Below are 19,079 nucleotides of genomic sequence, written 5' to 3' on the forward strand. Positions count from 1 at the left end.
CGCCTCGCCGTTTATGCTAATGACAATCATTATCGTTTTCTTGACCGGTGGATCAGGAGTTGCCGTGGCTGCCCGAACCTCTCGTCGCGTCATGGTGCTGCTCGCCGTATTGCTGTCGACTGCCGCCCTGACGGCGAGTGGTTGCGGCTCGAATTCACCCTCGGGATCGCCATCAACACCGGGCCAGCAGTTGGTCAACGTGGTGGACGCGGAGAACTTCTGGGGTGATATCACCAAGCAGATTGGCGGCAGTCACGTGAATGTCACCTCGGTGATCAGTGACCCGAGCGCGGACCCGCATCTGTACGAGTCCGACGCGACAACCGCCGCGGCGGTGAGCAAGGCCCAGCTGGTTATCGTCAACGGCCTGGGTTACGACGATTTCATGGGCAAGCTGCTGTCCGCGTCGCCCAACCCAAACCGCAAAGTGCTCACCGCGGCCGACCTGATGCAGATTTCAGGGCCCGACGCCAACCCGCACATCTGGTATGACGTCGCGAAGGTCCCGGCGGTGAGCACGGCGATCGCCGCACAGCTGGGCGCTCTCGACCCGGCCGATGCGGCCACCTTTACGGCCAACGCCAAGACGTTCAGCGATAGCCTGGCACCCATCAACGCCGCGATCGCAAATATCAAATCGAAGTACGCCGGTGCGCCGGTCGGCTACACCGAACGGGTGCCGGGTTATGTCCTGGACGCGGCAGGTTTGAAAGTGGTGACCCCCGCCTCGTTCGCCCGAGCCATCGAGGACGGCAACGACCCAACCCCCGCCGACAACTCGGCGATGAACACCGCCGTCAAAACCAAGGCGATCAAGGTCCTGCTATACAACGCGCAGGTCACCAGCCCGGCCACTGACACCCTGAAGGCGCTCGCCCAGCAAAGCGGCGTGCCGATCGTCGGCGTGACTGAGACGCAGCCGCCCAGCGACCCGAACTTCCAGGCTTGGCAACTGAGCCAAGTCAACGAAATCGCTACGGCGCTAGGTGAAATAGCCAGATGACCACCTCCCCCGAGGGTAAAACCGCGGCGCCGATCGTAGAGCTGCGCGGCGCCGGGCTGGGCTTCGGGTCGCGGCGGCTATGGCAGAACGTAGATCTCGAGGTGGCACCCGGCGAGTTCGTCGCGGTGTTGGGCCCCAACGGCTGCGGCAAGACGTCGCTGATCAAGGTGCTGCTCGGATTGACCGCCCTGTCGTCGGGATCGGCACGGGTGTGCGGTGCCCCGCCGCGGCGCGGCAACCACACGATCGGCTACATCCCCCAGCAGCGCGGCTTCGAACGGGACCTGCCGATCCGGGGTCGCGATTTGGTGCGGCTCGGGATCGACGGCCATCGCTGGGGAATCGGGCTGCCAAGCCGCGCGAGGCGGCGCCGCGTCGAGGCGGTGGTCGACGCCGTCGGGGCGTCCCGGTTCGCCGACGCCCCGATCGGGCGGTGTTCCGGAGGCGAGCAGCAACGCCTGCGAATCGCCCAGGCCCTGGTTGGTGACCCGAAGCTATTGCTGTGTGACGAACCGCTGCTGTCGCTGGACATCAAATACCAGGCCGAGGTCGTCGACACACTCGACCGACAACGCCGCGCCGCCGACCTTGCGGTGGTGTTCGTGACCCACGAGATCAACCCGATCCTGACGGTCGTCGACCGGGTGCTCTACCTCGCGGGCACCCGCTGGGCGATCGGCACGCCCGGGGACGTGCTGACTAGCGCCACCCTCTCGGAGCTCTACCAGACCACCGTCGAGGTCCTGCGCGTACAGGGGCGGATCGTCATCGTCGGGGCACCGGAGGCGGTGCGGGTCGGCGGCCATCACGACGATGCGGTGCTCGCGCTGTGACGCTGTCGGATTATCTGAGCGACACCTTCGTCCAGAATGCCCTGATCGCGGCAACCCTGGTAGCCGTCACCGCGGGGCTGATCGGCCCGTTCGTGATCATCCGCGACCTCGCGTTCGCGGTGCACGGCGCCGCCGAGCTGGCGTTCACCGGCGCCGCGGCCGGCCTGCTCGTCGCCAACAACCCCGTCCTCGGTGCGCTACTCGGATCGCTGATCGTGGCCACCGCCATCGGACTGCTGGGCGACCGTCCCCGCGAACGGAATTCCGCGATCGGGGTGATCCTGGCCTTCGGGCTGGGCGTGGGCGTATACCTGCTTTCCCTCTACACGGGGTTCGCCACGGCCGCCACCAACATCTTGTTCGGCCAACTCTTCGGCGTCAGCCCCAGTCAGATTGCTTTGCTCATCATCGTCGCGGTCGGCGTGCTGACCACGATGACGCTGCTGTACCGCCCGCTGCTGTTCGCTTCCGTCGATCCCGACGTCGCCCTTGCGCGGGGGGTTCCGACCCGGTTGGTCGGGCTGCTGTTCGTCTACCTGCTGGCACTGACCGTCACCGAAGCCGCGCAGATCGTCGGCACGCTGCTGGTCCTGAGCCTGGCGATTACGCCCGCAGCCGCCGCCACCCGGCTCACCGCCCGCACCCCGGTGCTGATCGCCCTGTCGATCGGGTTTGCGCTGATCGCCGCCGACGGTGGACTGCTGCTGGGTCTGCTCCGACCGCATGTCAAAGCCAGCGTTTTCATCAGCGCGATTAGCTTCGCGATCTACGCCGTCGTCCGGCTGGCCAGCCCCGGCATTCGCCGGGCCGTCGCCGGCAGCCGCCCGGCCAAATGGATGACGACCAGCATTGGTGGGGTCGCTAGCAAGTAACGCGTCTAGCGAGGATCGAATGCAAGGCGGCTGGACCCTGGCTGTTGTGCCCAGTGCCGGCCCGTTCGACCCGGCGGGGTCAATCCTTGACCGCGCTGACCAGAGTGTTGCGGGCGATCATCGGCCCGGATTCGGTGTCCGGGCCGGGCACCGGGCGCCCGACCTGTCGCAGGTAGTCAGCGAGCGGGGTGCCGACCGCGGTCCACCCGCGCTGGCCGAACCACTCGGCGGCGGGCGCGTGCTGCTCGTTGTAGACCAACTGGAAGAACAGGCGCTGGTCGCCCTCGGCGGCCGCGGCGCGCTCTTCCTCGACTGCGGCCTCGAACTCGTCGGGCTCGAGCGGGGCGCCGTCTTCGATCGCGACGTGGCTGCCGTGGCCGGCCAGGCCGTCGATGCCGGTGAACAGCTGCTCCTGCGCGCTGGCCGGCAGGTAGATCAGCAGGCCCTCGGCGATCCACGCGGACGGCTTGTCCGCGTCAAAGCCGCTGTCCCGCAAGGCCTGCGGCCAGTCGTCCCGGAGATCGACGGCGATCTCGCGACGCTCGGCGAGCGGTTGCGCGCGGTGCTGGGTGAGCACCTCGCGCTTGAAGTCCAAAACCTGCGGTCGGTCCAGCTCGAAGATCGTCGTGCCGCCCGGCCAGTCCAGCCGGTAGGCGCGGGAATCGAGCCCTGCTGCCAGGATGACCACCTGCCGCACGCCCGCGTCGGCGGCCCGGCGGAAGTATTCGTCGAAGTACCGGGTGCGGGCGCCCTGGAAGTTGACGAAGTGCACGCCGAAGTCTTCGGACTTCAGCGGATGGTCGGGTTCCTTACCGTCGAGGACCTCGGCCGCGGGACCGCCGACGGCGCGGCAGAACAGCTCCGCGTACGGGTCGACGGCCAGCGGGTCGGGCTTCTGCGCCTCCAACGCTCGCGCGGTCGCGACGAACAGCGCCGTCGAACCGACACTCGTTGTGATGTCCCATGTATCGCCTTCGCTACGCACGCGATCGACATTACGCGGAGTCGCTGGGTCCGCTATCCCGACGACTTGGCCCCTCGTGATCGGCCCATGTTCGTGGCACTACGGCGCAGGGGTCCTCGTGCCAGTCGCCGAACGGATCGTCGTAATGCAGCCAGTCCTGCGGGGAGCCGAACTCGTCGTCGGTGAGTAGCGCGCCGTCGAGGGCGTCGACGACCTGCTCAGGTTGCGCACCGCACAGCAGGACGGTCATCGCTGTGTGTCGATCGCCGTGCCGGTCGTCCCACCTCAGCTCGGCGAAGGCGCGTCGTTCCGCATCGATATCGGCTAGCTCGGGGACCGGCAGTGCGGCGAGCCATTTGCCGGCCGAGCTCACCCGCAACCCGCCACCGGCCGATTCCAACCACATCGCGTGGTCGGGCTGGCTGGCCAGCCACAGCCGTCCCCGGGTTTGGATGACTCCGTCCAACAGCACGTCCAGAGAGGCGTGCAGCCGTTGCGGGTGGAAGGGGCGCCGGGCATTGAACTCGACGAGTTTGATCGGCCCCCGGGACTCCAGGGGTGGCTCGCCGGCCAGCAACGGACCATGCGGGTCGTCGCTTCGGCCTCGCCGCGCGTCGCGGTCCAGATTCTGCAGATCGTGCTCGATGCCGTCGGCGCCCACCCTGATGCGGGCACGCGGTGATAGGCGGCGCAGCGCGGCAGCCACGAAGGAATCGGGGCGGTTAAGCACGACGACGTCGGCGAATTCTGCCTGTGCGACAACCACCTGGGCGCACGTGCGCCCGTCGTCGAGTTCCGCCTCTCCGAGGGCCTGGGTCAGCCACACCGACGAATCGACACAGGTCACCACCGCCGCGACCGACACATCGAGGGCCGCAGGTCCGTTGACGTACCCGGGGGCCACGCGCACCCGGACATGGTCGATCGCTACGCAGATCGGTTCGGGTTCCAGCCACGGCGAAAGGCGCACCACGATTCGGTCGACGTCGTTGCGACGGTGCAGCTGACGCAGCAACACCATCAGGTCGTTGCGGATGGTGCACGACGCGCACCCGTGCGCGAGTTCCAGCGGACTCTCCGCCGTTGTCAATTCCCCTTGTCTCAGGAGCGCGGTCGTCCGGCGCACCACCTGACCGTCGAAACGGTGCATGACAACCAGCGATCCTGGGGTGCGCAGCAGTGCGCCCACGACCGGGTCCGTGTCCGTCTGGCCCGCGACCAGGATGACGGGCGTCCGCATCGGTTTCCTTATCGGTAATGATTTTCAATAGGGCTATCGGTACGGTACCGTGTCCGGCAGTGATTGTCGAAAATCATTTTCAATAAGAGTTCCCTCGAGGAGGCTGCCTGGTGTCCGCGTATTGCCAAGTGACCGGCCGCGTACCGAGCTTCGGCAACGCGGTCTCGCACTCCCACCGCCGAACTCGCCGGCGCTGGTCACCCAATATCCAGCTCAAGACGTACTACCTGCCCTCGGAGGGCCGCCACATTCGGCTGCGGGTCAGCGCCAAGGGCATCAAGGTCATCGACCGCGACGGCATCGAGGCAGTCGTGGCGCGATTGCGCCGGGAAGGACAGCGGATCTAGATGGCGCGCAACGAGATTCGGCCGATCGTCAAACTGCGCTCCACGGCGGGCACCGGGTACACCTACATAACCCGCAAGAACCGCCGCAACGACCCGGACCGGCTGGTGCTGCGCAAATACGACCCGGTGGTTCGCCGCCACGTCGACTTCCGAGAGGAGCGCTGAGCATGGCGAGAAAACCTCAGCGGGCCCGCCGGGCCGCCCGACCCGACATCAGGTCTCCCAAGAAGAACCTTCTCGCCAGCCTCGGGCTCAGCGCGGTCGACTACAAGGACACCTCCTCGTTGCGCGTGTTCATCTCCGAGCGCGGGAAAATCCGCTCCCGGCACGTCACCGGCCTGAGCGTCCAACAACAACGGCAGGTCGCCACGGCGATCAAGAACGCGCGCGAAATGGCGCTGTTGCCCCACCCGGGGCCGGCGGCACGTTGACCTCGGGGGGCCGCGGCACCGACCGCCCGTTCACCGTCGTCGTCTGTACCGCGTGTGCAGCCAACGACGTCCTCTCGGTCATCGACGAACTTCGTCCCACCATCCGACGCTGTCCGCGCGCCATGCTGGTCTCCGCCACGTGCATGCTCGGACCACTCACCTGTGCGTCGCGCCCCACCGGATGCGGGGTGATGGCCCTGGTCCAGCCATGCACCGACGACCGGGAAGCCTGCGGGCCAGCCCATTGGATCGGCCCCATCACCGACAGCGCCGAGGCGGCGGCCCTGCGCGATTGGCTCGAGCTCGGCCAGTGGGAAAACACCCCAGTGCCAGGAGATCTCGGCCGACATCAGTTTTGGGCCCGCAGCGCCAGTCGGAACAATTGACGTCGATTAGCCGGTCAGTGGGGATAGTCGTAGGGGTTGGCCGGCGCATCGATGCGTGTGACCGCGGTGGCCTGCATGGTCGGGATTGGCGCCGCTGAACTCGATTGTCTGGGCGGGACTTCGCCCTCGACCCGAAGCCAGGTGTTGTCGGGCAACCCGGCGGCCTGGGCGGCGGCCGGGCCGCGCAGGTGGATGCGCGCCAGTTGGGCGTCGGCCGCGCAACAGATGATGACGACGCGGCCAAGGTCGACGCCCTGCGCCTCGTTCAGCACAAAGCCGGTCACGGTGACAGTCCGGCCCTTCAGCGAGCCGGTGGTGTCCTGGGCCTCGCGCATCAGCAGCTCCGGCAGCGAAAGCTCGGGGGCCCTACCGGGCGGCAGCGGCGGAAATGCCCGATTCAGAACATCATTGGACACCGATGTCACCGACGGCGCGGCCGCCGACGGCCTCAGCGCCGGCGGCGTCACGAAACACAGCGCCACGATGGGAATGACGAGCAGCCACACGATGCCGCGCCGATGGGAATGCGCGTGGCCGTGATCGTCGGCCCCATCACCGAGCTCACTGGTCCGTGGACCGCCGCGGCGGATATCGCCGATCATCGCCCATAGGGCTAGGCCGATGAGCAGCACGGCCGAGGCGACCAGCCACGGCAGCAGTCCTGGCTTCACGTAGCGGGTGAACTCACCCGTGACCGTGATCATGACGATGCTGATGCCCACCACCAGCAGGACGGTGTTCTCGGTTTCGCGGGTCATTACCTGCCCCCAAGCACGAACAGTCCGACACCACAGGCGCATGCGATCGCGACGAGGAACGTGCACGGGGCGAAGCGGGCGGCGAAAGCCCGGCCGAATATGCCCGCCTGCATCGCGAACAGCTTGACGTCGACCGCCGGACCCACAACCAAAAACACGAGCCGGGGCAGCAGCGGCACCATGGTCATGCTGGCGGCCACGAAAGCGTCGGCCTCCGAACACAACGCCAGCACCACCGCCAGCGCGGCCATCACCAGAACACCCAGGACCAGGTTCGTGGCCAGATGCGCCAGCATCCAACGCGGCACCACGACATGAAGTGCCGCCGCGGCGGCGGCACCCACAACCAAATACGACGCGGCCTGAAGGAAGTCGTGTCTCGCCGCCTCGGTGAACACCGTCCACCGCGACTCGGTTCGGGTTCCCGAGGCGGGCAACCGGCGGGTGATCCACTCCGCGCGGCCCCGACGCGACCATGCCCAGCCCATGATCACCGCGGTCAGCAGCGACGCCCCCATGCGTGCGAGAACCATCCCGGGCGCACCGGGAAACGCGACCGCGGTGGCCACGAGCACCACCGGGTTGATCGCTGGCGCGGCGAGCATGAACGTCAAAGCCGCTGCGCCCGTGGCCCCTCCGTCGCCAAACAATCGGCGCGCCACCGGAACCGATCCGCATTCACAGCCCGGCAAGGCCGCCCCGCCGACGCCGGCGGCCAACACCGCCACGGCCGGACGGCGCGGCAGCCAGCGCGCCAATCGTTCCGGCGACACGAACACCGCGATCAACCCGCTGACCACGACGCCGAGCGCCAGGAATGGAATCGCCTGCACGAACACCCCGCAGAACACGGTTCCCGCGGTCGACAACGCCGGGCTGAGGGCGACCGCGTTCCGCAGCCTGGTCGCCGCGAAGGCGCCGACGAGCAGAATGCCTACCAGCACTTCCATCGACCCGACGCGCAACCCGCGCCGGGACTTTAGCGTCGTCACCGTCTCAGTATGTCAGCGCATGGGTGCACGCACCCGTACCCGCGGGTGGCGCCGCCACGGATCAATGAAGGGCGCGGCCGGGGCCGCGCGCAGCCGTCACGCGTTCTTACTGGAATACGAAGGAGCACAATGACTTTCGGGCCGACCGGAATGGGCGGCACACGCGTTCCGGAGCAAGCCCTAGCCGCCCCATTTGGCGGCTTCGGCCGTGTCGCGGGCAAGCATTGCGGTGGTGTTGGCCTCATGAGTGCCGGCCATCGCCTGATAGGCCCGCACCAACGACTCCATCGCCTCATTCCACTGGGCCTGCCACGCCTGATACGTCATCCCCGTATCCCCCTGCCAAGCATTCGACAGCGTCGCCTGCTCACTGGCGATATCCGCGCCCAGCGCATGCAACGTACCGGCATAACCCGACATATCCGCGGCATGCCCCAACATCGCCGGGTAGTTGTACATAATCTGCGACATCACAATCCCTTTCGCGAAAACTCAGCCGACTCAGAACCCGCTATAACCCGACGCGGCCGCAGCATCGGCAGCCACATAAGTCCCCGCCGCATCCCCCAGATTCGCCTGAGCGACATCCAACAACGCATTGATCCGCGCCGCCGCCTCCACAAAACGGGCATGCGCGGCCTGAAACGCCACCGACGACTCCCCCTGATGAAACGCCTGCGCCGACACCGCCTCCTGCTCAGCCTGACTAATCGTGCTCCGCATCACCCCCGCCTTAGCACCAAACGCCGACTGCGCCGCCACCAACTGCGGAATATGCGCATCCAACAAACTCATCGCGATCCCTTCCTTATTTAGCTGTCGCGCGCCCCGTTACCCTCCTCGGGAGCACCGTCCGGGTCCCAGGTGCCCGGCATCATCGGCATCTTTGGGCCGCCGCCGAACTCGTCGCCGGCCAGCGTGGTCAGCCCAGCCGCCTCGGCGGCCGACTCTTTGACCGCCGTGCCGGCAAAACCCAGGCTTCCGGCGCCCTGGCCGGACGCCGACGTCTCCCCGCCCGCACGCGTGCCCCAATCGGGGTCGACGTCGATGTTCATATCCATGAACTCGTCGCCGTGGCCACGCTGCCGCGCCCGCTGGCGACGGCGCGCCCGGGCCGCCTCACGCGCGCTCGCCGCGGCCGCCGCGGCGACGCTGCTGCCGGCTGCCGGCGCCTTCTTTTTCGCGCCCGATGCGGCGCTGGACCGCGCGCTCGAACTCAGCCCCATGCCCGACACCACGTAGGGAGGGGCAAACCCCGCGGGACCCGCGGCTGCGGGTGGCGGCGGTGGCGGTGCCAGGCCGGCGGGAGCGGCGGGGCTCGCGGGCGTGGCCGTGGGCGTGGGCGCGGGCGCCGGTGCCGACGCAACGCTCGTGGCGGGCACCGCCAAAGTCGGGGCCATCGCAACGGCCGGCAGGGGCGCCGCGATCGGTACCAGAGCCGGGGCCGCAGCCTGAGGAACGGCGGCCAGCGCGCCGAGCGCCCCGAGGCCGCCCGCCGATGCGAGCGGGGCCGCCGCCACCGCGGGGATGGCGGCGTACACCGCCTGGAACGGCACGCCGAGGGTGAACGCGAACTCTTCGATGTGAAGCGGAAAATCGAACAGCTGCCAGCTGATCAGGTATTGAAAAGCCACTACCGGATTTTGCAGGAGGTAGGTGCCGAACTGTTGAAGATCCTCAAAGACTTCGAGGGTTCGAGCGATCCACCATCCGACTGTGGTCGGATCCGTATAGGCGTCGTAGGTCATTCCATTGACCATGCCCTCGCTGGGACTCCAATTGATCCCGAAGTTCTGCAGGAGATTCGCAACCCATTCGTCTAGCGGATAGTCGAGAAGGGGGGCGTGTGCAACCGGGCTATTTCCGATGCCGAAGTTCTGCAGGCCCTGCACCAACCACGGCGGGAGATTTAGCGGGTTGGTCGGATCGGCATTCAACGGGTCGGTGAGCAGGCTTTGGTACAACGCCACGATCTGCTGCAGGAAGCCCTGCAGCTGCTGCACCACGCCCTGGGCCGGGTTGGCGCTCGCCGCCGGATTGGCCGTCGCGTCGGATTTCAGGATTTGCGGAGCGGGGGTGGTCTGCGGCGTCGCCGCCACCGCCGCGCCGGAGACCGCTTGGTAGCCCGCCATTGTGAGCGCAGCCTGAACCCACATCCGCACGTAATCCGCCTCGTTCACGGCGATGGGGATGGTGTTGATCCCAAAGAAATTGGTCGCCAACAGCACCCCGTGTATCACGTGGTTGGTGGCCAATTCGGCCAGCGTGGGCGTGGCCGCCAACGCGGCGGTGTAGGCCGCGGCTACGGTCTCGAGCTGGGCCGCCGCGGCCGTGCTGTTGGCGCTGGCCTGCGTCAACCATGCCAGGTACGGCACGTATGCGGCCGCAAACGATTCGGCGCTCGGCCCCTCCCACACGCCGGCCTGCACCGACGCCACCAAGGCGCTGAGTTCCTCGGCCACCGACGCGTATTCGGCGCTGAGCGAGTTCCAGCCCGCCGCCGCCGTCATCAGGGGCCCCGGCCCCGGGCCGGCGCTCAGCAAGGCCGAGTGCACCTCCGGCGGCGACGCCATCCAGATCGGCGCCGTCATCGTCAGGCCCCGGAGATGAGGTACGACGAGGCGGCGGCCGCGTCGCCGGTGGCATAACCGGCGCCCGCCCGGTCCACCCCGAGACCGGACCGTCCCAGGTCCTCGACGCCCTGGGCGGCCACCACGGCATGCTCCTGGCCCTGGGCGCTGAACCCGCTCGCCGTTTGTAGGGACACCGGATCGGCCGCCGGCGGCACTACCGCCGCGATCAACGGCGCGGCGCCGGCCTGGGCGGCCGCCAATCGGGCGGTCAACGCTTCGACCACCGCACTTGCCGCGGCCAGGCCTTCGGGCACGACTCGCAATGTCACGACAATGCTCCTCGTTTATAACTTGGGCTGATTGCCCGAAAGCCTACTGAAAATGATTGTCGTTAACAACTGGGCGCGGTCGGCCGCCCGCCTGGCGCGGCGAGCGCTGCTGCTGACCGGCGCTAGACCAGTGGGCGGCCCGTCCTGATCCGGCGGTCGACATCCCACAGCAGGACGTTGAATGGGAACCGCCGGACGAAGCGCGGCAGCGCGCGGTTGACCGCGCGCAACGCGGCCATCAGCCGGTCGAACCGCCGTTGTTTCACGGCGTCCCAGGGCAGCCGCATCTCGTCGCGGAAGCGCTGAGGCAGAAAGCCGGTGGTGATCAGAAGAGAGAAATCATCGGACAGGCGCTGCAGCGGGCCCGGCAGCCTCACCCCGCGAATGCGGCCGGCGGCAATGGGATACAGGTAGTCCCGGACGGTGTCGTCGATGTGCACCTTGGCCAGCGACTCCTGCCAGTACCGGTCGAAAGCCGCCCGGTCCGCCGGCCACATCTCCGGCGGCACCTGCAGCGTGGTGGCCAGAGCCATGCCCTCGCGGTAGTGCCGGTCGGCGTCCTGGCCGTCCAGTTCGCCGACGAAGGTCCGGTGGATGTCGACACCGCCCTTGTACAGGCACGCCCCCACCCACAGCTGCAGGTCGGCGTCGAAGGCGTTGTAGGCGACGGGACTGTCGGGGGTGGAGTACACCTGCGCGTGGGCCCGGTTCACCGCCCGGCGAAAGGCCTCCTTCTGGGCATCGCTGCCGGCCGACGCCACCGCCAGGTACGTGAAGGTGGTGCGCGCCCGTTTGATCGGGTGCAGGTCCACCCGTCCGCTTTCGACGCGGCTTTCCAATACGCCGTAACCGACGCCCGGACGCGCCAGCTGCATGATCACGTTTGCCGGCCCGGCCAGCAACGCCACGCCCATCAGCCCCTCGTCGATGCCCAACCGGTGCCCGCGACGGGAAGGTCCGGGGCGTGGCGGGTCGGCGATGGCCCGCTCCACATGGCCGATCGAGTCAGGCATCGCCATGGGCGAATCCCCCCTGCGCAAAATGTGCGAACGTCTGTTTCCTGATGTTGTCGCCTATCCGGGCCGGTGTCAAGATGGTGGCTATGGCAGAGGCCTCCAAAGCGCGGCCCTACCGCGGCGTCGACGCCGCCGAGCGGGTGGCCGTCCGCCGCCGCCAATTCTTGACCGCCGGTCTGGACCTGCTGGGGGCCGAACAACAGGACGTCTCGGCGCTGACCGTCCGCGGCATCTGCGACCGGGCAGGACTGGCCGCCCGATACTTCTACGAGAGCTTCAGCGATAAGGACCAGTTCGTCAGCCGGGTGTTTGATTGGGTGGTGGCCGAGCTGGCCGCCACCACCCAGGCCGCCGTGGCGGCGGTGCCGGCACCCGAGCAGACCCGCGCCGGGATCGCAAACATCGTCCGGACCATCGCCGGCGACGCCCGCATCGGGCGCCTGCTGTTCAACACGCAGTTGGGCGACCCGGTGATCGTGCGCAAGCGCGCGGAGTCCAGCGCGCTTTTCGCCATGCTGTCCGGCCAGCATGCCGTCGACACGTTGCGGGCACCGGCAAACGAACGTGTCAAGGCCGCGGCGCACTTCGTCGTCGGCGGCGTCGGGCAGACCATCAGCGCCTGGCTCGCCGGCGACGTCCGCCTGGAACCCGACCAGCTCGTCGATCACCTGGCGTCGCTGCTCGACGAGCTCACCAACCCGGACCTGTACCGCGTCACGGAAACAGGGGCAGGTGCCAAAGCCGCATCCGGGGATCCAGGAGCCACAACCGCATCATCGTGAGCCGCATGATGCGAATCGCGCCCCGGATCAGCAAGAACGCCAACGGCACCTCGATGCCGAGCGCCGTCGCCACCGATATCCGCACGTCCGCTGGTCCGGCGGTCATCAGGTCGAACCAAGCGTCGCAGATCAGCAGCACGCCCGCGGTGAACGCGGCGAGGACCACCAGCTGGCGGCGCAGGTAACCCAGGACGGCCGTTGCCACCATGAACACGACCAAAAGGATGTCGAAACCCACCCACGTGGCGGTCCAGTTGTGGGCGACGTAGTTGTCCGGCAGCGTGGTCGACAGGTATCCCAGCCACGGAACCATCGCGATCGAGCCACCGACCATCAGGCCCATGCGGGTGCGCCGTATCCGGCTCAGCAGCACCGGGTCGATCACGTCGCTCAGGGGCCGCTCCAGCCGGTTGATCAGGTCACGCCGCTGCTCGGGCGTCAGCGCGGCGATTTGATCGTCGGACAATATGCCGTTCGTCATCGTGGACATCCCCCGGCTCAGGCACGGTCTTGCCCTTTCAGCGTACGGCGTCCACCGGGGGCCTCCGGTCGGCCGCGGTCTTGGGGATTGCCTTGTTGTCGCTGCTCGTGAATTCCTTTACCCAGCAAGCGAATTCCAGCGTGATGCCGTCGGGATCCTGAAAGTAGAACGAGCGCACGTAGACCCCGGGATGCACGGTCGCCGAGACCTGGCGCTCGCTTTCGTCGTGGTTCAGCACCGGCCCGACCCGCACGCCCTTGTCCTTGAGCCGCTGCCGGTAGGCGTCGAATTTCTCGGCCGGCACGTGGAATGCCAAATGGTTCATGGTGCTTACCGCGCTGGTGATGTCGCCGATGCCCGGGATGGCGCCCGGCGACGAGATGCCCGGCACCCGGTCGGCGGCGTCGGCGAACCAGAAGAACGCGACGCAATCGCCATTGCCCGCGTCGAAGAAGAAGTGCTGGCCCGCACCATCGGGCAGATCGAGCGATTTGATCAGTGGCATGCCCAGGATGTTGGAGTAGAAATCCACGGTCCGCGCCATGTCCGAACACACCAGCGCGACGTGGTTGATCCCGCCCAGCTCGAATTCCGTGTTGGCGTTGTGCGGCTTGATCATCCTGCGGCTCCTATCGATCCGCGAAAGCCCTGGCGGAGATCCAAATCTGAATCTAACATCAGGTTCAGTTCTGCTCCAGGAGGTTCGCACGATTGTCCACCGCGGCCGAACCTGCTGAGCGACCCGACCCCCCACCGGCGTTTCCGACGCACCGCGGCAGGCGAACTCAGGCCGCGATCGACATGGCCGCCCGAACGGTTATCGCGCGCAAAGGCATTCTGGCGACGACCATCGCCGACATCGCCGCCGAGGCGGGCCGCTCGGCCGCGTCGTTCTACAACTACTACGACTCCAAAGAGGCGATGGTCCGCCAATGGGCCCTGCGGTTCCGCGACGAGATCACCGAGCGCGCGCGTTCGGTCACCCAACACGGCCTGTCCGACCGCGAGCGCGCGTACCAGGCCGCCGCCGCGCAGTGGTGGACCTACCGCAACCGGCTCGCCGAGGTCGTCAGCATTTACCAGCTGGCGATGATCAACGACGACTTCGCGCGGTATTGGGCCGACATCTGTTCCACCCCAATTACTTTCATCAGCGAGTCGGTTCGCCGTGCCCAGGCCGAAGGCCATTGCCCCGATGACGATCCGCGCCTGATCGCCGAGGCCATTTTGGCCATGTTCTACCAGTTTTGTTACACGCAACTCGCCGGGCCCGGTGAACCCGACGACGCGGCCTGCATCCGAACACTGGCCAACATCTACTACCGAGCCATCTACGGCGGAGGAGAGTCAAATTGACCCGTCAAAACGGCGCCGCTGGCGTGATGCAGGAATTCGTCGGGTTGCCCTCGCCCACCGCGGGCCGGGCCGGGGCCGGCGGGCATCCCTGCCAGGGGCTCTACCACCGCGCGGTGGGGCGCAAGCCGAAGGTGGCGATGATCGCCACGCACTACCAGATCGACTTCGCCGAGCACTATCTCGCCGACTACATCGCCACCCGCGGCATCGGTTTCCTGGGCTGGAACACCCGGTTCCGCGGATTCGAAAGCAGCTTCCTGTTGGACCACGCGCTGGTCGACATCGGCGTCGGGGTGCGTTGGCTGCGTGAGGTACAGGGCGTGGACTACGTTGTGCTGCTGGGTAATTCGGGCGGTGGTTCGCTGATGGCCGCCTATCAGTCACAGGCGCTCGAACCGAACGTGACTCCCCTGGAGGGGATGCGCCCGGCGGCCGGGCTCAACGAGCTGATCCCCGCCGACGGCTACGTCGCCACGGCCGCCCACCCCGGACGCCCCGACGTCCTGACGGCATGGATGGACGCCGCCGTCGTCGACGAGAACGACCCGGTCGCCACCGATGCCGACCTCGACCTGTTCGAAGAGCGCAACGGGCCTCCGTACTCGCCCGAGTTTCTCGCCCGCTACCGAGACGCTCAGATCGCGCGCAACCACGCCATCACCGACTGGGCCGAGCGGGAACTCAAACGGGTTCGCGCCGTGGGCTTTTCGGACCGGCCGTTCACCGTGATGCGCACCTGGGCCGATCCCCGCATGGTCGATCCGAGCATCGAGCCGACCAAGCGCCAGCCGAACCTGTGTTACGCGGGCGTCCCCGCCAAGGCGAACCGGTCCGCGCACGGCATCGCCGCCGCCTGCACCCTGCGCAACTGGCTGAGCATGTGGAGCCTGCGGGTGGCGCAAACCCGCGCCGAGCCGCATCTGGCCCGCATCACCTCCCCGGCCCTGGTGATCAACGCCGAGGCGGACACCGGCGTCTTCCCGTCGGACGCGCAACGCATCTACGACGCGCTCGCCAGCACCGACAAGACGCAGGCCTCGATCAACAGCGACCACTACTTCACCACCCCGGGCGCGCGCAGCGAGCAGGCCGATACCATCGCCAGGTGGATCACCAAGAGGTGGCGTTAAGGGTTCTCGCCCATTTCATTCCCGGCGACACGGTACTCGACTTCGTTGCGCCAGAATCGGATTGGCTTGACATCCGGTGGTGCGCCGAGGACGACGACGAGGGCTTTTACCGGGAGCTGCCGCACGCGGACGTGATCTGGCACGTGCTGCGGACGCTGTCGGGCGAGGATCTGCGGCGCGCGACCAGGCTGCGGCTGGTGCACAAGCTGGGCGCCGGGGTGAACACGATCGACGTACAGACGGCGACGGAACGCGGCATCGCGGTCGCCAACATGCCGGGCGCCAACGCGCCGTCGGTGGCCGAGGGCGCGGTGCTGCTGATGCTGGCCGCGTTACGCCGGCTGCCGGAGCTGGACCGTGCGGTCCGCGAGGGCCGGGGCTGGCCGGCGGATCCGGCGCTGGGCGAGACGGTGCGCGACATCGGCGGCTGCACCGTCGGGCTGGTCGGGTACGGCAACATCGCCAAACGGGTGGCCGAAATCGTCGCGACGATGGGCGCGGGCGTGCTGCACACCAGCACCCGCGACGACGGCCGGCCGGGCTGGCGGCCGCTGCCCGACCTGCTGGCCGCCAGCGACATCGTCTCGCTGCACCTGCCCCTGACGCCGCAGACACATCACTTGCTGGACCGCGATGCGCTGGCCCGGATGAAGCCGAATGCGGTGTTGGTCAACACGTCCCGGGGCGCGGTGGTCGACGAGGGCGCCCTGGTCGACGCCCTGCGGGACGGGCGGCTGGCCGCGGCGGGGCTCGACGTTTTCGAGGCGGAGCCGGTGGCGCCCGGCAACCCGCTACTGGGCTTGGACAACGTGGTGCTGACGCCGCACGTCACCTGGTACACGGCCGACACCATGCGGCGGTACCTGATCGAGGCCGTCGGGAACTGCCGCCGGCTGCGCGACGGGCAACCGCTGGCCCATGTAGTCAACCAACCGACCGGTTGTTAGCTTGGAAGGCGCTGGCACGAAACGTGAGGCAGCAAAGGGACGAGGAAGGCGACCAATGCCGATCGCAATCACTCCTGAGCATCAAGACCTGGCCGATTCGGTGCGATCCCTGGTGGCGCGGGTCGCGCCGTCCGAGGTGCTGCACGCGGCGCTCGAGTCACCCATCGAGAATCCCCCGCCGTACTGGCGGGCCGCGGCCGAGCAGGGACTGCAGGGCGTACATCTGGCGGAATCGATCGGGGGGCAGGGCTTCGGCATCCTCGAATTGGCCGTGGTGCTGGCCGAGTTCGGCTACGGGGCGGTGCCCGGGCCGTTTGTGCCGTCGGCGATCGCCAGCGCGCTGATCTCCGCGCACGATCCGGAGGCCAAAGTGCTGGCCGAGCTGGCGTCCGGCGCGGCCATCGCCGCCTACGCGATGGAGTGTTGCGCGCTGACCGCCACCCGCCAGGGGGACTCGCTGGTGATCCGCGGCGAGGTGCGCGCCGTCCCCGCCGCCGCGCAGGCCTCGTTGCTGGTGCTGCCGGTCGCGATCGACAGCGGCGAGGAATGGGTGGTGCTGCGCGCCGAGCAGCTCGAGATCGAGCCCGTGAAAAGCCTTGACCCGCTGCGCCCGATCGCGCACGTGCGGGCCAATGCCGTCGAGGTCGGCGACGACGTCGTGCTGAGCAATCTGACCATGGCCACCGCGCACGCGCTGATGGTCACGCTGCTGTCGGCCGAGGCCATCGGCGTGGCGCGCTGGGCAACCGACACCGCGTCGCAGTACGCCAAGATCCGCGAGCAGTTCGGCCGGCCGATCGGCCAGTTCCAGGCCATCAAACACAAGTGCGCGGAAATGGTCGCCGACACCGAGCGGGCCACCGCGGCGGTGTGGGATGCCGCCCGCGCGCTGGACGAGGCCCGCGAAAATGGTTGGGACATAGCGGCTGCCAAGGTCGACTTCGCCGCGGCCGTGGCGGCGACGCTGGCGCCGGTCGCCGCCCAACGCTGCGCGCAGGATTGCATCCAGGTGCACGGCGGCATCGGCTTCACCTGGGAGCACGACACCAATGTGTACTACCGCCGGGCGCTGATGCTGGCCGCCTCCTTCGGCCGCAGCTCCGACTACCCGCAGCGAGTCGTGGACACCGCGACCACGACGGGAATGCGCGCGGTGGACATCGACCTGGATCCCGACACCGAAAAGCTGCGGGCCGAGATTCGCGCGGAGGTCACCGCGCTGAAGGAGATGGACCGCGAGCCGCGCAGGGTGGCGATCGCGGAGGGCGGCTGGGTGCTGCCCTACCTGCCCAGGCCGTGGGGCCGGGCGTCCAGCCCGGTGGAGCAGATCATCATCGCCCAGGAGTTCGCCGCCGGGCGGGTCAAGCGGCCGCAGGTCGGCATCGCGGCATGGATCATCCCGTCGATCGTCGCGTTCGGCACTGAGGAGCAGAAGCAACGGTTCCTGCCGCCGACCATGCGCGGTGAAATGATTTGGTGCCAGCTGTTTTCCGAGCCGGGCGCCGGATCGGACCTCGCCGGGCTGACCACCAAGGCGACCCGGGCCGAGGGCGGCTGGCGCATCACCGGCCAGAAGATCTGGACCACCGCCGCCCAGTTCTCGCAGTGGGGAGCGCTGCTGGCGCGGACCGATCCGAGCGCGCCGAAGCACAACGGCATCACCTACTTCCTGCTGGACATGAAGAGTGAGGGCGTCACGGTCAAGCCGCTGCGCGAGCTGACCGGCCAGGAGTTCTTCAACACCGTCTACATCGACGACGTATTCGTGCCGGACGAATGCGTGCTGGGCGACGTCAACCGGGGGTGGGAGGTCAGCCGCAATACCCTGACCGCGGAGCGGGTGTCGATCGGTGGCAGCGACGCGAATTTCCTTGCGACGCTTCCCGAATTCGTCGACTTCGTGCGCGACGGGCAGTTCGACCAGGTGGGCCAGCACCGGGCCGGGCAGCTGATCGCCGAGGGCCATGCCGCCAAGGTGCTGAACCTGCGTTCGACCTTGCTGACGCTGGCCGGCGGGGACGCCATGCCGTCTGCCGCGATCTCCAAGCTGTTGTCGATGCGCACCGGCCAGGGGTATGCCGAGTTCGCGGTGTCGTCGTTCGGCACCGACGCCGCGATCGGCGACACCAGCCAGCTACCGGGCAAGTGGGGCGAATATCTGCTGGCCAGCCGGGCCACCACGATCTACGGCGGCACCTCGGAGATCCAGCTCAACATCATCGCCGAACGGCTGCTGGGCCTGCCCCGCGATCCGTGATGAGACGGGTCATGCCGACCTGACGCACGTCTGCCAGGTCGGCATGGCCCGGGTTCTTGGGGGTTGCTGGATCACCACCACCAGTTCCACAACGGCCACCACGGCCGGTAGCCCTGTCCGGGCGGGCCCCATCCGCCGTTGCCCCAGCCGGGGTGACCCCAAACGCCGCGGTCCCAGTCGCCGCGGGGACCCCACCAGCCGCCGCGGTCCCAGTCGCCGCGCGGGCCCCACCAGCCGCCGCGACCCCAGTTGCCGCCGCGGTCCCAGTTGCCGCCGGGGCCGTTCCAGCCACCGGGTCCGCCCCAGCCGCCGTGGCCGGCCCAGCCGCCGTGAGCGCCGCCGCCGGGGCCGTTCCAGCCACCGTGGCCGCCCCCGCCCCAGC

General features: G+C 68.2%; 22 protein-coding genes and 1 pseudogene. 11 read left to right on the forward strand and 12 right to left on the reverse strand.

The window, feature by feature from the left end; translation table 11 throughout:
* The first annotated feature begins 91 nt into the window (after window positions 1-91).
* The 3 genes from AWB92_RS19700 to AWB92_RS19710 are packed head-to-tail and all read left to right on the forward strand — an operon-like array spanning window position 92 to window position 2,708.
* A complete protein-coding gene (locus AWB92_RS19700; protein ID WP_241523523.1) occupies window positions 92-1,003 on the forward strand; it encodes a zinc ABC transporter substrate-binding protein in 912 nt (303 codons plus the stop codon).
* The gene (locus tag AWB92_RS19705; RefSeq protein ID WP_085188658.1) at window positions 1,000-1,836 is read left to right on the forward strand and encodes an ATP-binding cassette domain-containing protein; all 837 of its coding nucleotides are present in this window, start codon (window positions 1,000-1,002) and stop codon (window positions 1,834-1,836) included. Before AWB92_RS19700 ends, AWB92_RS19705 begins: the two co-directional genes overlap by 4 nt.
* A complete protein-coding gene (locus tag AWB92_RS19710; RefSeq protein ID WP_085188660.1) occupies window positions 1,833-2,708 on the forward strand; it encodes a metal ABC transporter permease in 876 nt (291 codons plus the stop codon). The genes AWB92_RS19705 and AWB92_RS19710 overlap by 4 nt, the downstream gene beginning before the upstream one ends.
* Before the next feature lie 79 nt (window positions 2,709-2,787).
* On the opposite strand, the gene AWB92_RS19715 is transcribed toward AWB92_RS19710, so the two are convergent.
* Entirely contained in the window at window positions 2,788-3,693 is a 906-nt protein-coding gene (locus AWB92_RS19715) for a class I SAM-dependent methyltransferase (RefSeq protein ID WP_085188662.1), read from the reverse strand.
* 10 nt (window positions 3,694-3,703) lie between these two features.
* Window positions 3,704-4,912: a GTP-binding protein gene (locus tag AWB92_RS19720; RefSeq protein WP_085188664.1), complete on the reverse strand. Its 1,209-nt coding sequence runs from the start codon at window positions 4,910-4,912 to the stop codon at window positions 3,704-3,706.
* A gap of 110 nt (window positions 4,913-5,022) precedes the next feature.
* Here AWB92_RS19720 and rpmB point away from each other — a divergent pair, with 110 nt between their 5' ends.
* Genes rpmB through rpsR form a run of 3 tightly spaced genes read left to right on the forward strand, consistent with a single transcriptional unit; the run spans window position 5,023 to window position 5,690 of the window.
* Window positions 5,023-5,259, forward strand: a complete 237-nt coding sequence (rpmB, locus tag AWB92_RS19725) for a 50S ribosomal protein L28 (protein WP_085188666.1) — start codon at window positions 5,023-5,025, stop codon at window positions 5,257-5,259.
* Window positions 5,260-5,424 (forward strand): 50S ribosomal protein L33, encoded by a 165-nt coding sequence (gene rpmG / locus AWB92_RS19730; RefSeq protein ID WP_067109236.1) that lies wholly within the window; start codon window positions 5,260-5,262, stop codon window positions 5,422-5,424.
* Between the two features lie 2 nt (window positions 5,425-5,426).
* A complete protein-coding gene (rpsR, locus tag AWB92_RS19735) occupies window positions 5,427-5,690 on the forward strand; it encodes a 30S ribosomal protein S18 (RefSeq protein WP_085188668.1) in 264 nt (87 codons plus the stop codon).
* A 400-nt stretch (window positions 5,691-6,090) separates the two neighbouring features.
* Here the strand turns inward: rpsR and AWB92_RS19745 are convergent, their stop codons facing one another.
* The 7 genes from AWB92_RS19745 to AWB92_RS19775 form a co-directional block, all read right to left on the reverse strand.
* The gene (locus AWB92_RS19745) at window positions 6,091-6,834 is read right to left on the reverse strand and encodes a TIGR03943 family protein (protein WP_085188672.1); all 744 of its coding nucleotides are present in this window, start codon (window positions 6,832-6,834) and stop codon (window positions 6,091-6,093) included.
* Window positions 6,834-7,826 carry a permease gene (locus tag AWB92_RS19750; protein ID WP_085188674.1) on the reverse strand — a complete coding sequence of 331 codons (993 nt, stop codon included), beginning with the start codon at window positions 7,824-7,826 and terminating at the stop codon, window positions 6,834-6,836. The genes AWB92_RS19745 and AWB92_RS19750 overlap by 1 nt, the downstream gene beginning before the upstream one ends.
* A gap of 180 nt (window positions 7,827-8,006) precedes the next feature.
* Entirely contained in the window at window positions 8,007-8,297 is a 291-nt protein-coding gene (locus tag AWB92_RS19755; RefSeq protein WP_085188632.1) for a WXG100 family type VII secretion target, read from the reverse strand.
* A gap of 30 nt (window positions 8,298-8,327) precedes the next feature.
* The gene (locus AWB92_RS19760) at window positions 8,328-8,621 is read right to left on the reverse strand and encodes a WXG100 family type VII secretion target (protein WP_085188634.1); all 294 of its coding nucleotides are present in this window, start codon (window positions 8,619-8,621) and stop codon (window positions 8,328-8,330) included.
* A gap of 17 nt (window positions 8,622-8,638) precedes the next feature.
* Window positions 8,639-10,417 carry a PPE family protein gene (locus AWB92_RS31105; protein WP_085188676.1) on the reverse strand — a complete coding sequence of 593 codons (1,779 nt, stop codon included), beginning with the start codon at window positions 10,415-10,417 and terminating at the stop codon, window positions 8,639-8,641.
* Between the two features lie 2 nt (window positions 10,418-10,419).
* Window positions 10,420-10,728, reverse strand: coding sequence for a PE family protein (locus AWB92_RS19770; protein ID WP_085188678.1), 309 nt, complete (start codon window positions 10,726-10,728; stop codon window positions 10,420-10,422).
* A gap of 122 nt (window positions 10,729-10,850) precedes the next feature.
* Entirely contained in the window at window positions 10,851-11,747 is an 897-nt protein-coding gene (locus AWB92_RS19775; RefSeq protein WP_085188680.1) for an oxygenase MpaB family protein, read from the reverse strand.
* Window positions 11,748-11,821: 74 nt separating this feature from the next.
* On the opposite strand from AWB92_RS19775, the gene AWB92_RS19780 reads away from it, so the two are divergent.
* On the forward strand, window positions 11,822-12,526 hold the full coding sequence (locus AWB92_RS19780) for a TetR/AcrR family transcriptional regulator (RefSeq protein WP_085188700.1): 705 nt from the start codon (window positions 11,822-11,824) through the stop codon (window positions 12,524-12,526).
* Here the strand turns inward: AWB92_RS19780 and AWB92_RS19785 are convergent.
* On the reverse strand, window positions 12,459-13,007 hold the full coding sequence (locus tag AWB92_RS19785) for a hypothetical protein (RefSeq protein ID WP_085188698.1): 549 nt from the start codon (window positions 13,005-13,007) through the stop codon (window positions 12,459-12,461). The two genes, AWB92_RS19780 and AWB92_RS19785, sit on opposite strands and share 68 nt — an antisense overlap.
* A 37-nt stretch (window positions 13,008-13,044) precedes the next feature.
* Window positions 13,045-13,626: a VOC family protein gene (locus tag AWB92_RS19790; protein WP_068184200.1), complete on the reverse strand. Its 582-nt coding sequence runs from the start codon at window positions 13,624-13,626 to the stop codon at window positions 13,045-13,047.
* 92 nt (window positions 13,627-13,718) lie between these two features.
* On the opposite strand from AWB92_RS19790, the gene AWB92_RS19795 reads away from it, so the two are divergent.
* From AWB92_RS19795 to AWB92_RS19810, 4 genes are read left to right on the forward strand one after another with little or no spacing between them, the layout of a single operon-like run.
* Window positions 13,719-14,363 carry a TetR/AcrR family transcriptional regulator gene (locus AWB92_RS19795; RefSeq protein ID WP_085188682.1) on the forward strand — a complete coding sequence of 215 codons (645 nt, stop codon included), beginning with the start codon at window positions 13,719-13,721 and terminating at the stop codon, window positions 14,361-14,363.
* A 26-nt stretch (window positions 14,364-14,389) separates the two neighbouring features.
* Window positions 14,390-15,493, forward strand: coding sequence for an alpha/beta hydrolase (locus tag AWB92_RS19800; RefSeq protein WP_142282198.1), 1,104 nt, complete (start codon window positions 14,390-14,392; stop codon window positions 15,491-15,493).
* Window positions 15,484-16,440, forward strand: a complete 957-nt coding sequence (locus tag AWB92_RS19805; RefSeq protein ID WP_085188686.1) for a 2-hydroxyacid dehydrogenase — start codon at window positions 15,484-15,486, stop codon at window positions 16,438-16,440. The genes AWB92_RS19800 and AWB92_RS19805 overlap by 10 nt, the downstream gene beginning before the upstream one ends.
* A 55-nt stretch (window positions 16,441-16,495) precedes the next feature.
* A complete protein-coding gene (locus AWB92_RS19810) occupies window positions 16,496-18,697 on the forward strand; it encodes an acyl-CoA dehydrogenase (RefSeq protein WP_085188688.1) in 2,202 nt (733 codons plus the stop codon).
* A 71-nt stretch (window positions 18,698-18,768) separates the two neighbouring features.
* Here AWB92_RS19810 and AWB92_RS19815 read toward each other — a convergent pair.
* Window positions 18,769-19,079: pseudogene (locus AWB92_RS19815) on the reverse strand (hypothetical protein); the annotation flags it as partial.

Source organism: Mycobacterium sp. IEC1808 (assembly GCF_002101935.1).
Classification (GTDB): Bacteria; Actinomycetota; Actinomycetes; order Mycobacteriales; family Mycobacteriaceae; genus Mycobacterium.